Origin of the sequence: Micromonospora sp. NPDC050784 (genome assembly GCF_044456765.1) — a bacterium.
GTDB lineage: Bacteria > Actinomycetota > Actinomycetes > Mycobacteriales > Micromonosporaceae > Micromonospora > Micromonospora foliorum.
In genome coordinates this window covers 226,352-244,137 of sequence record NZ_JBITGG010000003.1, presented here as the reverse complement: position 1 = coordinate 244,137, position 17,786 = coordinate 226,352, and the positions used below count along the sequence as shown (strand labels likewise).

Sequence of the window (17,786 nt, the reverse complement as noted above, 5' to 3'; positions counted from 1 at the left end):
CTCAGTCAGTCGGCAGGAGCGGGCGCATGAACGTTCGCTCGTACCGCACGACACAACCCGAGCCTTCGCGGATGCTGTCCGCCGCGACGAACTCCGGGTCATTGCCGAACCGTGCGCGGTAACGCTCGTACGCCGCCAGGCTCTCGAAGCTGAACAGCGCCTCGGCCTTGTCGCTGGCGCCCTCGGCGGGCAGGAAGTAGCCGTGGTGCACACCACCGTGCTTGGCCACCAGCCGCATCCATGCCCGGGCGAAGTCTTCGAACGCGTCGATCTGCGCGGGATCGATGGTGTAGTGCACGACGCAGGTGATCACACCGTCACCCTACGGCCGGATGTCGGTAACACTCGTGCTCCGCCTTACGAAGAAGGGGTGTGAAGGCTACGAGGGAGGACGGCCTGTGAGTGAGCCGAGCCGAGCCGATGATGACATTTCCGGCATTGGAGCCGATCCGGTGGCCTTCGAGGTCTTCTACCGGCGGCACCTGGAGGCGGTGGGTCGGTTCGTGGCACGACGGGTGGACGACCCACACCTCGCCGCCGACCTGACCGCCGACGTGTTCCTGGCGGTGATCGAGTCGGCGGCCGGCTACCGGCCGGACCGGGGTAGCCAGATCGGCTGGCTGTACGGGGTGGCCCGCAACGTCATCGGCGACGAGCGGCGTCGGGCGGCCCAACGGCTGCGGGTGACCGGCCGACTGGCCGGACGGCGGGACCTGGGCCCCGACGACATCGCCCGCATCGAGGAGCGGATCGACGCCGAGTCGGCCGCCCGCCGCACCCATCGGGCGTTGAGCGAGCTACCCGAGGGCACTCGGACGCTTGTCGAACTCGTCGCCGTGGACGGCCTCACCGTCGCGGAGGCGGCAGCCGTGCTCGGGGTCTCGCCGGTCGCCGCTCGGGTCCGCCTGCATCGTGCCCGCCGCGTCGTCCGCGCCGTGCTCGCCCACCCGGCCACCACCCTCGCCTGACGAGACGGAGATGACGATGAACGAGACCGAACGGTCGCCGCAGGGTTTCGAGGAGCAGCTCCTCAACGATCTGACCGCACACGTCGCCCGGCGGGCCGAGATGACGTCGGCTGCCCGTCCCGCCAGACGTCGTACCCGGTTCCTGGGCGGTTGGCGCCTCGCCGGAGCGTTTGGGCTGGCGGTGACGCTGACCGCCGGTGCGCTTGTGGTCCAGACGATCAGCGTGGGCGATCAGCCGCCGCCGACGGCCAGCGCGTCGGAGATCTTCCATCTGGCGGCCGACGCGGCCCGGCAGCAGCCGGAACTCACCGCCCGACCCGATCAGTACGTCTTCACGGAGACCCTGGCGACGATCCGGGACCTGCCGGACAGCGGCCCGTACCGGACCATACGAAACCAACTGTGGCAGTCGGCTGGCGGAGTCGCGTACACGCAGGGACGTTACCGACCGGAGAGCGACCCGAACGGGTGGAGCGAGCTGAGGGTGCTCCGCATGGGTGATCCCGCCGATCCAGAGAAGGAGCTCGACGCGTTCCAGCCGCCCGCGTACCACGGCGACCTGCCCTCCGATCCGGACGAGCTACTTCGATACCTTCGGGAGAACCCGGTCGACCTGCATCTTCCCGAAGGAGCCGACGAAGAGGCCGTGTACGGGGACGAGAGCATGGCGTACACCACCGCGCGGTCGATGGTCCGCGGCGGCTACGTGCCGCCCCACGCGCTCGCGGCCCTGTTCGAACTGTTGGCACGGGAGCCCGGAGCGGTCGTCATATCGGGTGACGTGGTGGACGCCGCCGGTCGGCACGGGGTGGCGATCCGGATGCCCGGGGTGATCGGCGGCAACATGGACCTGCTCTTCGACCGCGACTCCCACGTCTACCTTGGCACCCGCAATTCGGTGATACGCAACGGCAAGGAGTCACTGGAGTCGGCCGCCGCGCTCCTGCGGGTCGCCATCGTCGACCGGCCGGGCCAGCTGCCCTGAGCGTTGACGGCACCGCCCCGGACGTGGCCGGTCGGTCACGTCGGGCCGGTCAGGGCTGGGCGAACAGGGGGCCGTAGTTCGAGCGGAACATCTGTTCGCCGAGGCGGCGCATCACCAGGTCGCGCAGCGCGGGCGGAAGCCCGGTGGCTTTGTCGCGGCGATGGGTCTGGCTGAGCACCCAGTTCGTACGCGGGCGGCGCCGCACCTCGTACCCGCGCAGGGCCTCGGCAATGGACCCGGCGGTGGCCAGCGAGGAGGCGAGCACGACCGCGTCCTCCAGGGCCATCGCCGCGCCCTGGGCCATGTTCGGCGAGGTGGCGTGGGCGGCGTCGCCGACCAGCAGCACCGGCCCCCGGGACCAGGAGTCGAGCACCACCTCCTGGTTCGGCCCGGCGTGCAAGCTGCTGTCGTCGTAGTCGAGGGCCTTGAGCATGGTGGCCACCGGCTCGGTGAACGTCGCGGCCAGCTCGGCGCGCCAGCCGGGCCGGTCGGCCACCGGACCGTCGTTGTAGTAGCAGTACGTCTGCTCGGCGCTGATCGGGATGGTCAGGAACTGCCGACCGCGCCCCAACTGCACCGACCAGACCGGCTCGTCGTCGATGCGGGGAGCGACCCACCGGTACGCGTGCTGGCCGAGGTCGCGGGCCGCCTGGCCGTCGAAGGCGAGCCGGCGGACCGTCGAGTGCACCCCGTCCGCGCCGAGCACCAGGTCGTAGCGTCCGGTGCTGTCGTCGTCGAACTCGACGGCGACCTGGTCGCCCTCCGGAAGGAGCGCGACCGGCTGGCGGCCCCAGCGGATCGGGGCGTCGCCGACGCCGTCGAGCAGTGCCCGGTGCAGCTGCGCCCGGGGCAGCGACACGCACGCCCCGACGCCCTGCCACAGTGCGGCCACGTCGATGTCGAAGAGGCGACGCCCGCGCTGGTTGGCGCTGCGCTGCCGGGCGATCTCCACGGCGACGTCGGCGACCGACTCCCGCAGACCGAGTACGTCGAGCATCCGGGTCGCGTTGCCGGTGAGGTAGATCCCGGTGCCGGAGTCGGTCGGCCCGGGCGCCCGCTCGACGACGTCGATCGTCGCGCCCCACTCGCGAAGTGCGGCCACCGCCGCCAGGCCGGCGACACCTCCGCCGACGATCAGTACCCGGACACCGTCACCCCGCACGACACGTTCCTCCCCCGTTGCCTTGGCCCGAACCCCCGCTGAGCTGCTGCTCAACGGTCCGACCGCCGCAGCACTCTACGAGGCGGGTGAGTCAGCGCACGGGAATGGGGGCTGAATTTCCGAGGAATGGGCTGCGACGATGAGGGCATGACGACCGCTGAGGCGTACGTCGAGTTCGGCAGCCGCGAGGCGCGCGGGGTGTCGCCCACGTACGAGCGTCTGTCGCAGGCCGTCGCCCACGACGACGACCTGCTCGCCCTGCTCGACGGGCTTCCGTCGGCCAAGCGGCAGCCGAATCTGCTGTTCGGCGTCGTCCGCTGGCTCGGTGGCCCGGTCGACGACCCGGCCGCCTTCCACGACTTCGTGGTGACGCACTGGCCCGCCGTCGAGACGGAGATGCGCACCCGGGCGACCCAGACGAACGAGGCGGGCCGGTGCGCGGTCCTGCTGCCGGTGCTCGCCGCGCTGCCGCAGCCCCTCGCCCTGTTGGAGGTCGGGGCGTCGGCCGGGCTCTGCCTCTACCCCGACCGGTACGCGTACCGCTACGGCGACCATCAGGTCGGCTCCGGTGAGCCGGTCCTCGACTGCATGGCCAACGGATTGGTGCCGCCGGCACGCGTACCCCAGGTGGTGTGGCGGGCCGGCCTGGATCTCAACCCGCTCGACGTGACCGACCTCGACGACGTGTCCTGGTTGGACGCCCTGATCTGGCCGGAGCACGCCCACCGGCGGGCCCGGCTGCGGGCCGCGGCGGCGGTCGCCGCGGCAGACCCGCCGCTGCTGGTCCGGGGCGACCTGGTGGACGACCTGCCGGCGCTGGCCGCGCGGGCGCCGACCGACGCGACGCTTGTGGTCTTCCACACGTCCGTTCTCTATCAGGTGCCGCCTCCGCGCCGGGACGCGTTCGTCCGGTTGGTCCGCGAGCTGCCGGGGCACTGGGTCGCGAACGAGGGGCCGGACGTGCTCCGGTACGACGGGCTGCCCGAGCCGCCGAGCGATGCGCTGCACAACGTCCTCGCGCTCGACGGAGAGCCGCTGGCCTGGGCCAGGGGCCACGGCCAGGCGCTGACCTGGTTCGGCTGACGCCGCCAAACCGCCCGGGCCCGGTCAGCTCACCGAGCCGGCTCGGGCATCCGGGCGCGCAGAGCCCGGATGAACCAGTCCACCGCCGGCGCTGTCGCATCGCCTGTCGACCAGCCGTTGAGCACCGCCAACAGGTCGAGGTAGCGGTCCCGGCGGGGGTCGTTGGCGGGGACCAGCCGGTCGAGCAACCGCCGACGCAGGTCGGCGTCGTCCGGGTGACCCTGCAGGCTCGCGTACCGGGCGGTGACGGCCGCGACCACCGGATCGGCGTGCGGGCCGGTCGGGTCGAGACCTACCGCGAGAGCGGGGGCCACCGCGTCCCGGACCACCGCGACGGCGTCCGGGCGGGGCGGCCCCGGGACGTCGTGGTCGGCGGCGTGCTGCCGCGCCAGCCGCCGCATCCGGGCCCGGAAGGCGGGGTCCCGGCACAACTCGGCCAGCTCCAGCCACGCCTCGACCTGCTCGGTGCTGGGGTCGTCGGGAAGTTCCGGTGTCATCGAGACGATCACCCCCGGGTACGCGGGATGGTCGCCGAGGCAGGCGAAGACGCTGCCCAGGAAGTCGGCCACCAACTGCCCCCGCTCCCGGCTGGTGAGCCGGGCCAACCGGTGCAGCTCGTCCACCTCGGCTGGGCCCGACCCGCGCCTCGCCGCGACGGTGAGCACCGCCTGACGCAGCCGCAGCACCCGGATCTGCACCGCCAACGCCTCGGCGTGCGCGGCGGCCACCTCGTGCAGGGGCACCTGGTGGTCCACCACCCGCCGGATGGTGGCCAGGTCCAGGCCCAGGTCACGCAGCGTCCGAACCAGCTCCAACCGGGCCACGGCCTCCGGGCCGTACCGCCGGTAGCCGGCCGGGCTCCGGTCCGTCGGTGGCACGATCCCGCTGTCGGCGTAGTACCGGATGGTCTTGACGCTCAGGCCGGTGCGCCGGGCCAGCTCGCCGATCGTGTGCCGTGTCTCCCCGCTCATGCCTCCACCCTCGCGTCTCCCGCCGGTGGAGACTCAAGCACCATCCGAGCCGGACAGGAACGCCGCGACCGTCGCGGTGAACGCCTCGGCGTCGTCGAGCCACGGGTAGTGCCCGGCGCCCGGCTGGACGACCAGCTCGGCGCGCTGACTCAGCTCCGCGAACTGGGCCACCAGGCCCGGCGGTGCGGCCAGGTCGACAGCACCGGCGAGCAGCAGCACCGGGCCTCGATGTGCGGCGAGCGCCGCACGAGTAGCCGGCGGATCGAAGGCGCCCTCGGAGCTGAAGACTCGCGCCAGCTCCTCGTTGCGCTGGCCGGACTCGGCGGCCCGGTGGACCTGAGCGGCCGTGTCCCACCTGCCGTAGAGGAACGGCGCGATCTCCTGCGCGGCGGCTGGCCCGGATCGACCCGCGAGGATGGACTCCAACGCCGCTGCTGCCACTGGAAACCATGGCTCGCCGGCCCGGGCCTGGGTGACCTCCTGCCGCTGCGCTGCGGTCACCTCCAGCCCGACCGCTCGGATGCTCGGGTTGATCAGCGCGAGTCGGCCCACCCGGTCGGCATGCCGGGTCAGGTACCGCAGAGCCAGGTTGGCGCCGGCGGAGTGCCCGAGCAGATCCAGCCGGTCGAGGCCAAGGTGGCCGCGAAGCGCCTCCACATCGTCGACCATGCGGTCGCAGCGGCACGTCGAGACGTCCGCCGGGGCCGCCGAGCGACCGGTGCCCCGCGGATCGAGGATGACCAGCGTCCGGTGCGCGCCCAGACCGCCGAGATCACCGAGGTACGCGGAGTCGCGCATCGGCCCACCCGGCAGACAGACCAGTGGGTCTCCGGTTCCGACGGTCCGGTACGCGAGCGTGGTCCCGTCGATCGCGTCGAAGGTGGTGACCATCGGTCAGCGGACCCGCTCGTGACGAAGCAGGACCACCCCGTTGCCGAAGACGCGGCTCTCCACGAGTCGCAGGTTGGTCGGGGCGTCCGCCTCGGGGAAGAGTCGCCGACCCCGACCGACCAGCACCGGGTGGACGTAGATCCGGTACTCGTCGATCAGGTCGTGCCGGGCGAACGTCGCGGCCAGGTCGGCCCCACCGAGCGCCAGGTCGCCGCCCGGCTCGGCGGTGAGCCTGCGGACCTGCTCGACGTCGACCTCGCGCACCACTGTCGCGTTCCAGTCGGCGTGGTCGAGCGTGCGCGAGTAGACGATCTTCGGCATGTCCCGCCAGATGCGGGCGAACTCGCGCTCCGGGCCACTGGCGGTCGGATCCTGATCGGCGGTCGGCCAGTAGGCGGCCATCAGCTCGTGGCTGACCCGGCCGCTGAGGAACCCGCCCATCGGGGCGATCACGTCGTTGAAGTGCTGGTGCAACTCCTCGTCGACCTGGTGCCAGCCGATGTCGCCACCCCGGCCCTCGAAGAACCCGTCCAACGACAGGCTCATCTGCACAACGATCTTCCGCATCGCGTCCCCTCCGTATGCGTTGATGGGCGTCGACCCCGATCGTCGTCGGACCGTACGACGAAACGACCGCCCGCCGCGACGACGCCATGGGCATGTCGCGTGTCCGGGCAGCGGGAGGCCGGCCACGACGCGTCCCTAGACTGCTGCGGTGACCGGAGAGCGACGACCCCTGGCCGACCGGCCGCTCACCGAGCCGCACCCGTCCCGGCTGCCGTCCGACCACCCTGACCGGGCCCGGGTCCTCGCCGCGCACACCGCCGCGTTGGCCGCCGGTGAGGCCGGTTACCTCGACCCGGCGAGCGGGCTGTTCGTGCTCAGCGCCGCTTTCCTGGCCCGCCGTGGCACGTGCTGCGGGCGCGGCTGCCGGCACTGCCCGTACGTGGACGATCCACCGTCGGAATAGGCGACAGCGGGGGCTTTCGCCCGACACCGACACCCCGTACGGTGTCCGACGGACGTCTGGCGGGAGCCTTCCGCCGTCGGTCGGCGAGAGGGTGGGACGTGCGCGGTCGGATCGTGGTCGTCGGGCTGGCCGGGCTGCTGGTGAGCGGCTGCGCCGACGAGGCGGAACCGGTGGCGGTGCCGCCGCCGGTGCCGATCGCGGTGGACGTGGCGGCGGCCTCCTCGGGCGGCGCCTGCCGCCTACTGGACTTCGCGGTGATCGAGCAGGTGGTGAAGGTCCGCTTCGACGTGGCGGCGGCCAGCGAACAGGGCGACACCCACGCCTGTGTGGTCCGGGCCGCGGGTGCGACCCTGCCGGAGCTGACGCTCAGCGTGACCGAGACCACGATCGACAAGACCAGCTTCGGCGCGGACGTGGTGCCGGACAAGGCGGCGAAGGTCACCGGGCTGGGTCAGCAGGCCTACAAGCGGACCACCGCCGCGACGAGCGGGCACGGGCCGGTCGCCGAGGTGGGCTGGCTGGCCGGCGACGGGCGGCTGGCCACGGTGAGCTGGACCGCTGCCCGTGGCAGTGAGCGCTCGGCGGTGGAGAAGCTGACCGGCGACCTGGCCGCGCTGGCGAAAAAGGTGGACACCCGGGCGTTGTGACGCCCGGGGGCCCGGTTGGTCAGCTGGCGGCGACGAAGACCCGGGAGGCGACCTCGCGGGGCAGCCGCACCCGGTCACCGGAGCGGTCGATCGACACCCCGTCGCGCTCCTGGGCCACGGTCACCGTGGCGCCCGGGTCGACGCCGGCGGCGTGCAGCTGGCGCAGCACGTCGGCGTCCTTCTGCACGCTCTCGCAGATCCGGCGCACCACGACCGGCCCGGAGAGGCCGGGGAAGGCCAGGTTGCGCTCGCCCTCGGCAGCCTCGATGGTCTCCGTCGCCGGCGAACCCAGCTCCTGTAGACCGGGGATCGGGTTGCCGTACGGGGAACGGGTCGGCCGGTTGAGCAGGTCGTACACCCGCTTCTCCACGGCGTCGCTCATCACGTGCTCCCAGCGGCAGGCCTCCTCGTGGGCCTCCTCGTAGGGCATCCCGATGACGTTGACCAGCAGCAGCTCGGCGAGGCGGTGCTTGCGCATCACCGACACGGCGCTGCCGCGGCCCTGGGCGGTGAGCGTCAGGTGCCGGTCCCCCTCGACGGTGAGCAGGCCATCGCGCTCCATTCGGGCGACGGTCTGGCTCACGGTGGGGCCACTCTGCTGCAGCCTCTCGGCGATCCGGGCACGCAGCGGCGGCACCCCCTCCTCTTCCAACTCGAGGATGGTGCGCAGGTACATTTCGGTCGTGTCGACCAGGTCGTGAGACTTCATAACGTCAGCGGCCCTCCGGTGCACGATGCTACCTCGGGGAAGGGCTGGCGACCGCCGCCGAGCCGCGTGCCGTCGGCGCGAATGGTGTTGGATGGTCGCCATGTCCGGTACCCAGGAGTCGTTGGTCGAGGTCGATCGGCTCGTCGCCGAGCTTGACGAGGCCGATCCGCCCACCCTGCTCGACGTCCGTTGGCGGCTCATCGGCCCGCCCGGGCGCGACGACTACCTGGTCGGCCACCTGCCCGGGGCGGTCTTCGTCGACCTGGACACCGCGCTCTGTGGGGCGCCGGGCGCCGGCGGTCGGCACCCCCTGCCCGACCCGGCCGCGTTGCAGGCCGCGCTGCGGGCCGCTGGCGTCCGCGCCGGTCACCCCGTGGTGGTGTACGACGGCGGCGACGGCATGGCCGCCGCGCGAGCCTGGTGGACGCTGCGCTGGGCGGGGCACCGTCCGGTGCGCCTGCTGCACGGCGGCTACCCGGCCTGGGTCGCCGCCGGCCGGCCTGTCTCGACCGACGCCCCCGCCCCGCCCCCCGGTGACGTCGTGGTGCGCCCCGGTAATCTCCCGGTGCTCGACGCGGGGCAGGCCGCCGCACTGGCCGCCGCGGACGACGCCGTGCTGCTCGACGTACGGGCGGCGCCACGCTACCGGGGTGAGGTCGAGCCGATCGACCCGATCGCCGGGCACGTGCCGGGAGCGGTGAACCTGCCCGCTGGCGAGTACGTCGGACCGGACGGCCGGTTCCTGGCGGCCGACGTGTTGAGCGAACGGTTCGCCGCCGCCGGGGTGACCGAGGGGCGGGCCGTCGGGGCGTACTGCGGTTCGGGGGTGACCGCCGCGCAGGCGGTGCTCGCGCTGCACCTGGCCGGCCGCACGGACGCCGCGCTCTACGTTGGATCGTGGAGCAACTGGGTGACCGACCCCGCCCGGCCGGTCGCCTCCGGGTCGACACCTGGCCGCTGACCAGCGCGTGCGGTGGGCCGGTGCCGGTCCTCGTGCGACGATGGGCTCATGTCCGACGACACGGTGGTGGTGTGGGACGAGTCGCTGCTCGCCTACGACATGGGTGACCATCCACTCGACCCGGTCCGGGTGGAGCTGACCATCGCGCTCGCCCGCGAGCTGGGCATCCTCAATCGGCCAGGGGTGCGCGTGGTCAAGCCCGAGCCGGCCGACGACGCCCTGCTCACCCGGGTGCACGAGCCGGCCTACCTCGCCGCGGTGCGCAACGCGCCGCGTGACCCGCTCTTCGCCGGGTACGGGCTGGGCACCTCCGACAACCCGGTCTTCGAGGGGATGCACGAGTCCAGCGCGCTCATCGCCGGCGCGACGGTGGGCGCCGCCGAGGCGGTCTGGCGCGGCGACGCCCGGCGGGCGGTGAACGTGGCCGGTGGGCTGCACCACGCGATGTCCGCCCGAGCCTCCGGCTTCTGCGTCTACAACGACCCCGCGGTGGCCATCGCCCGCCTGCTCGACCTGGGCGCCGAGCGGGTCGCGTACGTGGACGTGGACGTGCACCACGGCGACGGGGTGCAGCAGATCTTCTGGAACGACCCCCGGGTGCTCACGGTCAGCGTGCACGAGACCCCGCTGGCGCTCTTTCCGGGCACGGGTTTCCCGGACGAGACGGGCGGCCCGGGCGCGCAGGGCACCGCGGTCAACATGCCGTTGCCCCCGGGTGTCGACGACAGCGGCTGGCAGCGGGCGTTCCACGCGATCGTGCCGTCGGTGCTGCGCGCGTTCCGGCCGCAGGTGCTGGTGAGCCAGTGCGGCGCCGACGGGCACCGACTGGACCCGCTCGCCGACCTCAACCTGACGGTGGACGGGCAGCGGGCCACCTACCTGGCGATGCGGGCGCTCGCCGACGAGTTGTGCGAGGGCCGGTGGGTGGCCACCGGCGGCGGGGGGTACGCGCTCGTCGAGGTGGTGCCCCGGGCCTGGAGTCACCTGCTGGCCGTGGCCACCGGTGACCCGATCGACCCGGCCACGCTCACCCCACCCGGGTGGCGGGACCTGGTCGCCTCCCGTCGTCTGGGCCGGGAGGTGCCGCTGCGGATGACCGACGACGCCGACCCGTCGTACGAGCCGTGGCAGCCGACCGGTGAGCCGAACGCGGTGGACCGGGCGATCGCGGCCACCCGCAAGACGGTCTTCCCGCTGCTGGGGCTCGACCCGCACGATCCGCGGGACTGAGCCGGGCCGGGGGAGGGCAGTTCCGGTGACGACCGTGGGCCAGCCGGTCGACGTGCTGCTCAGCGACGGCAGCACGGTCCAGTTGCGACCGATCGACCCGGCCGACGCGCCGGGCATCGTGGCGATGCACAGCCGGTTCTCCGAGCGCACCCGCTACCTGCGGTACTTCTCGCCGTACCCGCGCATCCCGGAACGGGATCTGATCCGTTTCGTCACGGTGGACCACCACGACCGGGAGGCGTTCGTGGTGCTGGCCGCCGACCAGATCGTCGCGGTCGGCCGCTACGAGCGGCTCGGCCCGCAGGCCCCCGAGGCGGAGGTGGCCTTCGTGGTGGAGGACGCCTACCAGGGTCGGGGCATCGGCTCGGTGCTGATGGAGCACCTGGCCGACGCGGCCCGCCGCAACGACATCATGAGCTTCGTCGCGGAGGTGCTGCCGGCCAACGGGACGATGCTGCGGGTTTTCGCCGACTTCGGCTACCAGGTCCAGCGCGAGTACGCCGACGGGGTGGTCCACCTGAGCTTCCCCATCGCGCCCACCGAGGCCAGTCTGGAGGTGCAGCGCGGCCGGGAGCACCGCACCGAGGCCCGCTCGATCGCCCGGCTGCTCGCCCCGCGCGGCATCGTCGTCTACGGCGCCAGCGCCACCGGCCAGGGCGTCGGCGCGGCGGTGCTCGGGCACCTGCGCGACGGCGGGTTCACCGGTGCGGTGGTGCCGGTGCACCCGAGCGCGTCGACCGTGGCCGGCCTGCCCGCGTACCCGTCGGCGGTGGACGCCGGAGCGCCGGTGGACCTTGCGGTGGTGGCGGTCCCGCCGGAGGCGGCGACCGGCGTGGTCGCCGACGCGGCCGCCGCGGGGGTGCACGGCCTGGTGGTCATCTCGGCCGGCTTCGCCGAGGCCGGCGGTGAGGGCGCGGCCACGCAGCGGGCGCTGGTCCGCGCGGCGCACGCGGCCGGAATGCGGGTCGTCGGCCCGAACTGCCTGGGCGTGGCCAACACCGACCCGACGGTACGCCTCAACGCCACCCTCGCCCCGGCGCTGCCGCCGGCCGGTCGGGTCGGCATCTTCAGTCAGTCCGGCGCGTTCGGGGTGGCGTTGCTCGCCGAAGCGGACCGGCGGGGCCTCGGGCTGTCCAGCTTCGTCTCGGCCGGCAACCGGGCCGACGTATCCGGCAACGACCTTCTGCAGTACTGGCAGGACGATCCCGGCACCGACGTGATCATGCTGTACCTGGAGACCTTCGGGAACCCGCGCAAGTTCGCCCGGCTGGCTCGGCGGATCGGCCGCGCCAAACCGGTCGTCGCGCTCGCCTCGCCGGCCCGCCCGCCCGGGGTCGGTGACGCCGCCGGGCCGGACGAGGTGGCGGTGGCCGCGCTCTTCGCCCAGTCCGGGGTGATCCGGGTGGACACCGTGCCGGAGCTGCTCGACGTGGGGGTGCTGCTGGCCAACCAGCCGTTGCCGGCCGGCGGCCGGGTCGGTGTGGTCGGCAACTCCTCGGCCCTCACCGGGCTCGCCGCTACCGCCTGCGTCGGGCACGGCCTCAGCGTGGCCGACGGTTATCCCCGCGACGTCGGGCCGAGCGCCGGCGCCGCCGAGTTCGCCGCCGCGCTCGCCGAGACGGCCGCCGACGAACGGGTGGACGCCCTGGTGGTGGTCTTCGCCCCGCCGCTACCCGGCCAGTTGACCGAGGTGGACGCCGACGTGACCGCCGCGCTGCCGGCCGCCCTCGCGTTGGGCAAGCCGACCGTGGCGACGTTCCTGGTCGGGCGGCTGCCGCCGGGGGTGCCGGCGTACGGCGGCGTGGAGGAGGCCGTCCGCGCGCTCGCCCGCGCCCACCGGTACGCCGAGTGGCTTCGCCGCCCGCCCGGGGTGGCACCGGAGCTGCCCGGCCTCGATCGAGCCGCCGCGCAGGCCGCGCTCCGGGCCGACGCCACCGACCCGGGCGCGCTGCTGGCGGCGTACGGCATCGACGTGGTGGCCTCGGTGCCCGTCGACTCGGCCGACGCGGCGGCCGACGCGGCGGCGCGGCTGGGCTTCCCGGTGGCGCTCAAGGCGGCCGCCCCCGGGCTGCGGCACCGGCTCGACCTCGGCGCGGTCCGGCTCGACCTGCCCGACGAGCCGACCCTCCGTCGCGTGTACGCCGACCTGGCGGCGACCTTCGGCGCGGACGCCCTGGTCCAGCCGATGGTCCCGCCCGGGGTGGCGTGCGTGGTGGAGGTGGTGGAGGATCCTGCGTTCGGGCCGGTGGTCGGCTTCGGCCTCGGTGGGGTCGCCACCGAGCTGCTCGGCGATCGGGCCTGGCGGGCAGTGCCGCTGACCGACCGGGACGCGGCCGAGCTGGTCGACGAGCCCCGGGCGGCGCCGCTGCTGCGCGGGCACCGGGGGGCCGCGCCGGTCGACCGGGCGGCGCTGGCCGACCTGCTGCTGCGGGTGGGTCAGCTCGCCGACGAACAACCCCGGGTGCGGTCGCTGACCCTCAACCCGGTGCTCGCCCGCCCGGACGGCATCTCGGTCCTGCACGCCCAGGTAGGGGTCGGTGGGGTGGTCGCCCGCCCGGACACCGGCCCGCGCCGCCTGTGAGCGTGTCGGGTCAGGCGCGGCTGGAGATCTGCTGGATGCCCCAGGTGTTGCCGTCAGGGTCGGCGAAGAAGACGAAGCCGACATTGTCAAGCGGATCCGGCACCGGCCGGGGGTTCTGACCCACCACCTGGATCTCGCTGACCTCCACACCCCGCCCGACCAGCTCCTCGTGGGCCCGCTTCAGGTCGGGCACCACCAGTTGCAGGCCCTTGAGTGAGCCGGGCGGCATCTCCGGAATGACGCCCTTACCGATCACGATCGAGCAGCCCGAGCCGGGCGGGGTCAGCTGGACGATGCGCGCCTCGTCGCTGATCACCGTGTCGTGGTCCACCGTGAAGCCGAGCTGGTCGGCGTAGAACCTCTTCGCCCGGTCCACATCGGAGACCGGCACGATCACCACTTCCAACGTCCAGTTCATCGTCGCTCTCCTCGCCTCGTCGATCAGCGGGCCGGTGCCCCAGTCAAACACCCCGACGGCACGGAAGGCCCCGGCGAACCGCCGGGGCCTTCCGTGGGAACCGGGTGCGTCAGCAGGCGTACGCCTCCAGGCGCTGGGCCCGCTCGGGTGCGCGCAGCTTCAGCAGCGTCACCTTCTCGATCTGCCGGATCCGCTCCCGGGAAAGGCCGAACTCCCGGCCGACCTCGTCCAGGGTGCGCTGGCGGCCGTCGTCCAGACCGAACCGGAGCCGGATGACGGCCTGCTCCCGCTGGGACAGCGTGGAGAGCACGATGCTGACCTCGTTGCGCAGCTCGCCCTGGGCGGCGGCGTCGCTGGGCTCGGTACGCGGGTCCACCGAGGCCACGAAGTCGCCGAGCGCGCTCTCACCGTCGTCGCCGACGGCCTGGTCCAGGCTGACCGGCTCCCGGTCGTACGAGATCAGCTCGATGACCTGGATCTCGGGGATCTCCAGTGCGCGGGCGACCTCGGCGACCGTCGGTTCGCGGCCCAGCGTCACCGCCAGCTCGCGGCGGGCCCGGACCATCCGGTTGACCTGCTCGACCATGTGCACCGGGATGCGGATGGTGCGGGCCTGGTCGGCCATGGCGCGGGTGATGGCCTGCCGGATCCACCAGGTGGCGTACGTGGAGAACTTGTAGCCCTTGGCGTAGTCGAACTTCTCCACGGCCCGGATCAGACCGAGGTTGCCCTCCTGGATCAGGTCGAGAAACGCCATGCCCCGGCCGGTGTAGCGCTTGGCGATGCTGACCACCAGCCGCAGGTTCGCCTCCAACAGGTGGTCCTTGGCCGCCCGGCCTTCCGCGACGATCAGCTCCAGGTCGGCTCGCAGCTCCGCGGAGACCGGGGTGCAGGTGGCCAGCTTCTCGTCGGCGAACAGGCCGGCCTCGATGCGCCGGGCCAGGTCGACCTCCTGGGCGGCGGTCAGCAGCTTCGTCCGGCCGATCCCGTTGAGGTAGGCCCGGACCAGGTCGGTGGAGATGCCGCGCTCGTCGGTGGCGTCCAGGTCGACGAGGGCCTCGGAGGCTCCGTCGGTGTCGGTCGTGGTGGCCGGGCGCGTCCGGTGTTCCGTCATCTGCAGGACCATCTCTGTCTCTCCCCGTTTCCACGTCGGTGCCGTGTTCCCGGCCCAGTGGTGCCGGTGTGACAACAGCTTGGCGGGCAGGGCGTAAAACGGGAGTGAGGCGATCGGGCACCCGACAGGAAATGGGTCGGGTCGCTGGTGCGGTGTGTCGTCGGAGTGTGTGGTTGCCCGCCCCGGCTACGTTGCGGACGGCCGCCACCTCTGGTCGGCCGGATACGACAGATGGAGGACGGTGTGGTCTTCAAGCGGCTCATGAAGGCGATGGGCGTCGGCGGCCCGTCGGTGGAGACGGTGCTGGCCAACCCGAACTGCCGCCCGGGCGGCCAGTTGGAGGGCCGCATCCAGGTGGTGGGCGGCGACCACCAGGTCGACATCGACCACGTCACCCTCGGCCTGGTCACCCGGGTCGAGGTCGAGAGCGGCGACAACGACTACGACACCACCCAGGAGTTCCACCGCCAGCGGGTCACCGGCGCGTTCCGGCTGGAGCCGGGGCAGCGCTACGACCTCCCGTTCCGCTTCGACGTGCCCTGGGAGACGCCGGTCACCGAGCTGTACGGGCAGCACCTGCACGGGATGACGATGGGCCTGCGTACCGAGCTGGAGGTCGCCCGCGCGGTCGACAAGGGAGACCTGGACGCCGTGTCGGTGCACCCGCTGCCGGCGCAGGAGCGACTGCTGGACGCGTTGCTGCGGCTGGGCTTCCGGTTCGCACGCGCCGATGTGGAGCGTGGTCACATCTACGGCGTACGCCAGACCTTGCCGTTCTACCAGGAGATCGAGTTCAGCCCGGCGCCGCAGTACGCCCGCTCGATCAACCAGTTGGAGGTCACCTTCATCGCCGACGCGCAGCAGATGCAGGTGGTGCTGGAGGTCGACAAGCGCGGCGGTGTCTTCACCGAGGGCCGGGACGCCTTCGGCCGGTTCACGGTCGACCACGCCACCGCCGACCGCACCGACTGGACCGCCGAACTCGACAACTGGCTCCGCCAGTCCCTAACCCGCCGAGGCCTCTTCTCCTAACCCCACCCCACCGCCCACCAGCCCACCCCGGTGATCAAGAGGTTTGCGTCATATCGAGCTCGGATTCTGACGCAAACTTCTTGATCACCGCTGTTCGTTAGAAATCTAGGAGGAGGGTTTGGGGGCCGACGTTGATGCTTTCGACAAGCATGTGGGCGCGGAAGCGGCCGGTCTCCACCTTGGCGCCTCGCTCGCGTAACGCGTCGACCACCGCTGTCACAAGTGGTTCGGCGACCTCGGCGGGGGCGGCGGCGGTCCAGCTCGGTCGGCGGCCCTTGCGGACGTCGCCGTAGAGGGTGAACTGGCTCACCACCAGGATCGGTGCGCCGGTGTCGGCGGCGGACCGTTCACCGTCCAGGATGCGTACCTCGTGCACCTTGCGGGCCATCGTCTGAGCGGTCTCCCTGGTGTCGGTGTGGGTCACCCCGAGCAGCACCAGCAGGCCGTTCTCGATGGCACCGACCACCTCGCCGTCCACCGTCACGCTGGCCCGCCCGACGGTCTGCACCACCGCCCGCATCAGGCGCTCACCGGCTCGATGAAGCCGCGTTCCACCAGGTGCGCCACGATCGGGCCGGCGGCCTCGGCCATCTCGTCGGGCTCGACGTCGTGCGCGGCGGCGAGCAGGGCGAGCTGGTCACGCAGCGGCAGCCGGCCGTCGGCGCCACCGACCAGTGCCAGCACCAGTGGGTCGATGTCCTCGGTCCAGCGCAGGCCGTGCGGCATCGCCAGGACCTGCCGGTCCACCCCCCAGCCCTCATCGCCCATGGTGGCCTCCTGCCGCAGCTGGAGGCCCTCGGCGGCCCGGTAGCGCTCGGCGAGCAACGCCTCGGTGTCGCGTACCCGGAGAAAGTCCTGGCGGTCGAACCAGGCGGCGACCTGGTTGCCCAGCGGTGGCTGCACCCGCTGGCGCAGGTCCTCCACCCGGACCACCGGGTCGGTGTGCCCGCCCCGGCGCAGTGACACGATGCCGAAGCCGATGCCCTCCACCTTGTGCGCGTCGAACCAGTCCAGCCAGGCGGCCATCCGCTGCGGGTCGGCGGTCTCGCCGACGTCGGTGAGCCACAGGTCGACGTACGCCATCGGGTCGGCCACCTCGCGCTGGATCACCCAGGCGTCCAGGCCGGTCCCGGCGAACCAGCCGGCCACCCGCTCGTCCCACTCCTCGCCGGCGACGTGCACCCAGTTCGCCAGGTACTGCATGGTGCCGCCCTCGGTGAGCAGGCCCGGGGCGGCGGCGGCCAGTTCGGCGCCGATCGCGTCACCGACCCTGCCGGAGTCGCGGTACACGTGCGTGGTGGTGCCCGGGCCGACCACGAACGGCGGGTTGCTCACCACCAGGTCGAACCGCCGACCGGCCACCGGGGCGACCAGGTCGCCGCGGAGCAGCTCCCAGTCCTGATTGTTGAGGGCTGCGGTGGTCGCGGCGAAGCGCAGCGCCCGCTGGGAGAGGTCGGTGGCGGTCACCGACCGGGCGTGGGTGGCCAGGTGCAGGGCCTGCACGCCGGAGCCGGTGCCCAGGTCCAGTGCGGTGTCGACCGGCCGGCGCATGGTCGCGCCGATCAGGGTGTGGGTCGCCCCGCCGATGCCGAGGACGTGCTCGGCGTGCAACGGGCGACCTGGGCGGGCGCTGGCCGGCACGTCGGCGAGCACCCACCAGTCGTCCCCGTACGGCTCCAGGTCGACGCCGGCGCGCAGGCCGTCGCCGTACCGCTCGACCAGCCCGCCGGCCAGCGCCTCCTCCAGGCTCAGCGGCGCCAGCGCGGCGGCCACCGTGGCCTCCGGCTCGGTCTGGTCGCAGATGAACACCCGGATCAGGGTGCCGAGCGGGTCGCCGTCCTCGGTCGCGCGCAACGCGGCCCGGTAGTCGTTCCGGGCGACCGCCGCGGTCGCCTGGGCGCCCAGCCGCTCGGCGATGCCGTGGCTGGTGAAACCGGTCCGGGTCAGCGCGCTCCGCAGCGCGTCGACGCCGGCGGGGGAGAGCAGCATGTCGTGTTCGTCCACCCCGACATCCTGCCCCCCGTCGCGTCCCGGGTCAGCGTCACCCGCCGGTAGACGTCGGAG

18 protein-coding genes and 1 pseudogene are annotated in these 17,786 nt (G+C 73.0%); 9 read left to right on the top strand and 10 right to left on the bottom strand.

Going from position 1 to position 17,786, the window contains the following annotated elements; genetic code table 11:
* Position 1: 1 nt before the first annotated feature.
* Positions 2-313, bottom strand: a complete 312-nt coding sequence (locus ACIBD9_RS05645; protein WP_396714839.1) for an NIPSNAP family protein — start codon at positions 311-313, stop codon at positions 2-4.
* Positions 314-398: 85 nt separating this feature from the next.
* Here ACIBD9_RS05645 and ACIBD9_RS05640 point away from each other — a divergent pair, with 85 nt between their 5' ends.
* Both ACIBD9_RS05640 and ACIBD9_RS05635 read left to right on the top strand, forming a co-directional pair.
* Positions 399-968, top strand: a complete 570-nt coding sequence (locus ACIBD9_RS05640; protein WP_396714837.1) for an RNA polymerase sigma factor — start codon at positions 399-401, stop codon at positions 966-968.
* Between the two features lie 10 nt (positions 969-978).
* The gene (locus tag ACIBD9_RS05635) at positions 979-1,953 is read left to right on the top strand and encodes a CU044_5270 family protein (protein ID WP_396714835.1); all 975 of its coding nucleotides are present in this window, start codon (positions 979-981) and stop codon (positions 1,951-1,953) included.
* A 49-nt stretch (positions 1,954-2,002) separates the two neighbouring features.
* Here the strand turns inward: ACIBD9_RS05635 and ACIBD9_RS05630 are convergent, their stop codons facing one another.
* Positions 2,003-3,115: an FAD-dependent monooxygenase gene (locus ACIBD9_RS05630; protein WP_396714833.1), complete on the bottom strand. Its 1,113-nt coding sequence runs from the start codon at positions 3,113-3,115 to the stop codon at positions 2,003-2,005.
* Positions 3,116-3,262: 147 nt separating this feature from the next.
* On the opposite strand from ACIBD9_RS05630, the gene ACIBD9_RS05625 reads away from it, so the two are divergent.
* Positions 3,263-4,198, top strand: coding sequence for a DUF2332 domain-containing protein (locus ACIBD9_RS05625; protein WP_396714831.1), 936 nt, complete (start codon positions 3,263-3,265; stop codon positions 4,196-4,198).
* Positions 4,199-4,227: 29 nt separating this feature from the next.
* On the opposite strand, the gene ACIBD9_RS05620 is transcribed toward ACIBD9_RS05625, so the two are convergent.
* Genes ACIBD9_RS05620 through ACIBD9_RS05610 form a run of 3 tightly spaced genes read right to left on the bottom strand, consistent with a single transcriptional unit; the run spans position 4,228 to position 6,627 of the window.
* On the bottom strand, positions 4,228-5,169 hold the full coding sequence (locus ACIBD9_RS05620) for a MerR family transcriptional regulator (protein ID WP_396714829.1): 942 nt from the start codon (positions 5,167-5,169) through the stop codon (positions 4,228-4,230).
* 33 nt (positions 5,170-5,202) lie between these two features.
* Entirely contained in the window at positions 5,203-6,060 is an 858-nt protein-coding gene (locus ACIBD9_RS05615) for an alpha/beta fold hydrolase (RefSeq protein WP_396714827.1), read from the bottom strand.
* 3 nt (positions 6,061-6,063) lie between these two features.
* Positions 6,064-6,627 carry a dihydrofolate reductase family protein gene (locus ACIBD9_RS05610; protein WP_396714825.1) on the bottom strand — a complete coding sequence of 188 codons (564 nt, stop codon included), beginning with the start codon at positions 6,625-6,627 and terminating at the stop codon, positions 6,064-6,066.
* A 148-nt stretch (positions 6,628-6,775) separates the two neighbouring features.
* Here ACIBD9_RS05610 and ACIBD9_RS05605 point away from each other — a divergent pair, with 148 nt between their 5' ends.
* Together ACIBD9_RS05605 and ACIBD9_RS05600 are read left to right on the top strand one after the other, a co-directional pair.
* Positions 6,776-7,030, top strand: coding sequence for a DUF5522 domain-containing protein (locus tag ACIBD9_RS05605; protein ID WP_396714823.1), 255 nt, complete (start codon positions 6,776-6,778; stop codon positions 7,028-7,030).
* A gap of 98 nt (positions 7,031-7,128) precedes the next feature.
* Entirely contained in the window at positions 7,129-7,677 is a 549-nt protein-coding gene (locus ACIBD9_RS05600; RefSeq protein ID WP_396714821.1) for a hypothetical protein, read from the top strand.
* A gap of 19 nt (positions 7,678-7,696) precedes the next feature.
* Here the strand turns inward: ACIBD9_RS05600 and ACIBD9_RS05595 are convergent, their stop codons facing one another.
* Positions 7,697-8,386 carry a metal-dependent transcriptional regulator gene (locus ACIBD9_RS05595; protein WP_387173902.1) on the bottom strand — a complete coding sequence of 230 codons (690 nt, stop codon included), beginning with the start codon at positions 8,384-8,386 and terminating at the stop codon, positions 7,697-7,699.
* A 100-nt stretch (positions 8,387-8,486) separates the two neighbouring features.
* Between ACIBD9_RS05595 and ACIBD9_RS05590 the strand changes: the two genes are divergently transcribed.
* From ACIBD9_RS05590 to ACIBD9_RS05580, 3 genes and pseudogenes are all read left to right on the top strand, one after another.
* Positions 8,487-9,347, top strand: a complete 861-nt coding sequence (locus tag ACIBD9_RS05590) for a sulfurtransferase (protein ID WP_396714819.1) — start codon at positions 8,487-8,489, stop codon at positions 9,345-9,347.
* A 48-nt stretch (positions 9,348-9,395) separates the two neighbouring features.
* Positions 9,396-10,577, top strand: coding sequence for an acetoin utilization protein AcuC (locus tag ACIBD9_RS05585; RefSeq protein WP_396714817.1), 1,182 nt, complete (start codon positions 9,396-9,398; stop codon positions 10,575-10,577).
* A pseudogene (locus tag ACIBD9_RS05580) lies at positions 10,574-13,158 on the top strand (GNAT family N-acetyltransferase). The gene ACIBD9_RS05585 and the pseudogene ACIBD9_RS05580 overlap by 4 nt, the downstream one beginning before the upstream one ends.
* Before the next feature lie 10 nt (positions 13,159-13,168).
* Here the strand turns inward: ACIBD9_RS05580 and ACIBD9_RS05575 are convergent.
* Both ACIBD9_RS05575 and sigB read right to left on the bottom strand, forming a co-directional pair.
* Positions 13,169-13,576: a VOC family protein gene (locus tag ACIBD9_RS05575; RefSeq protein WP_396714815.1), complete on the bottom strand. Its 408-nt coding sequence runs from the start codon at positions 13,574-13,576 to the stop codon at positions 13,169-13,171.
* Between the two features lie 109 nt (positions 13,577-13,685).
* Positions 13,686-14,702: an RNA polymerase sigma factor SigB gene (gene sigB, locus ACIBD9_RS05570; protein ID WP_396714813.1), complete on the bottom strand. Its 1,017-nt coding sequence runs from the start codon at positions 14,700-14,702 to the stop codon at positions 13,686-13,688.
* Between the two features lie 231 nt (positions 14,703-14,933).
* Between sigB and ACIBD9_RS05565 the strand changes: the two genes are divergently transcribed.
* Positions 14,934-15,722 (top strand): sporulation protein, encoded by a 789-nt coding sequence (locus ACIBD9_RS05565; RefSeq protein ID WP_396715073.1) that lies wholly within the window; start codon positions 14,934-14,936, stop codon positions 15,720-15,722.
* A 97-nt stretch (positions 15,723-15,819) separates the two neighbouring features.
* Here the strand turns inward: ACIBD9_RS05565 and dtd are convergent, their stop codons facing one another.
* On the bottom strand, positions 15,820-16,242 hold the full coding sequence (gene dtd / locus ACIBD9_RS05560) for a D-aminoacyl-tRNA deacylase (protein ID WP_396714811.1): 423 nt from the start codon (positions 16,240-16,242) through the stop codon (positions 15,820-15,822).
* The gene (locus ACIBD9_RS05555; RefSeq protein ID WP_396714809.1) at positions 16,242-17,726 is read right to left on the bottom strand and encodes a methyltransferase; all 1,485 of its coding nucleotides are present in this window, start codon (positions 17,724-17,726) and stop codon (positions 16,242-16,244) included. The genes dtd and ACIBD9_RS05555 overlap by 1 nt, the downstream gene beginning before the upstream one ends.
* Positions 17,727-17,786 lie beyond the last annotated feature (60 nt).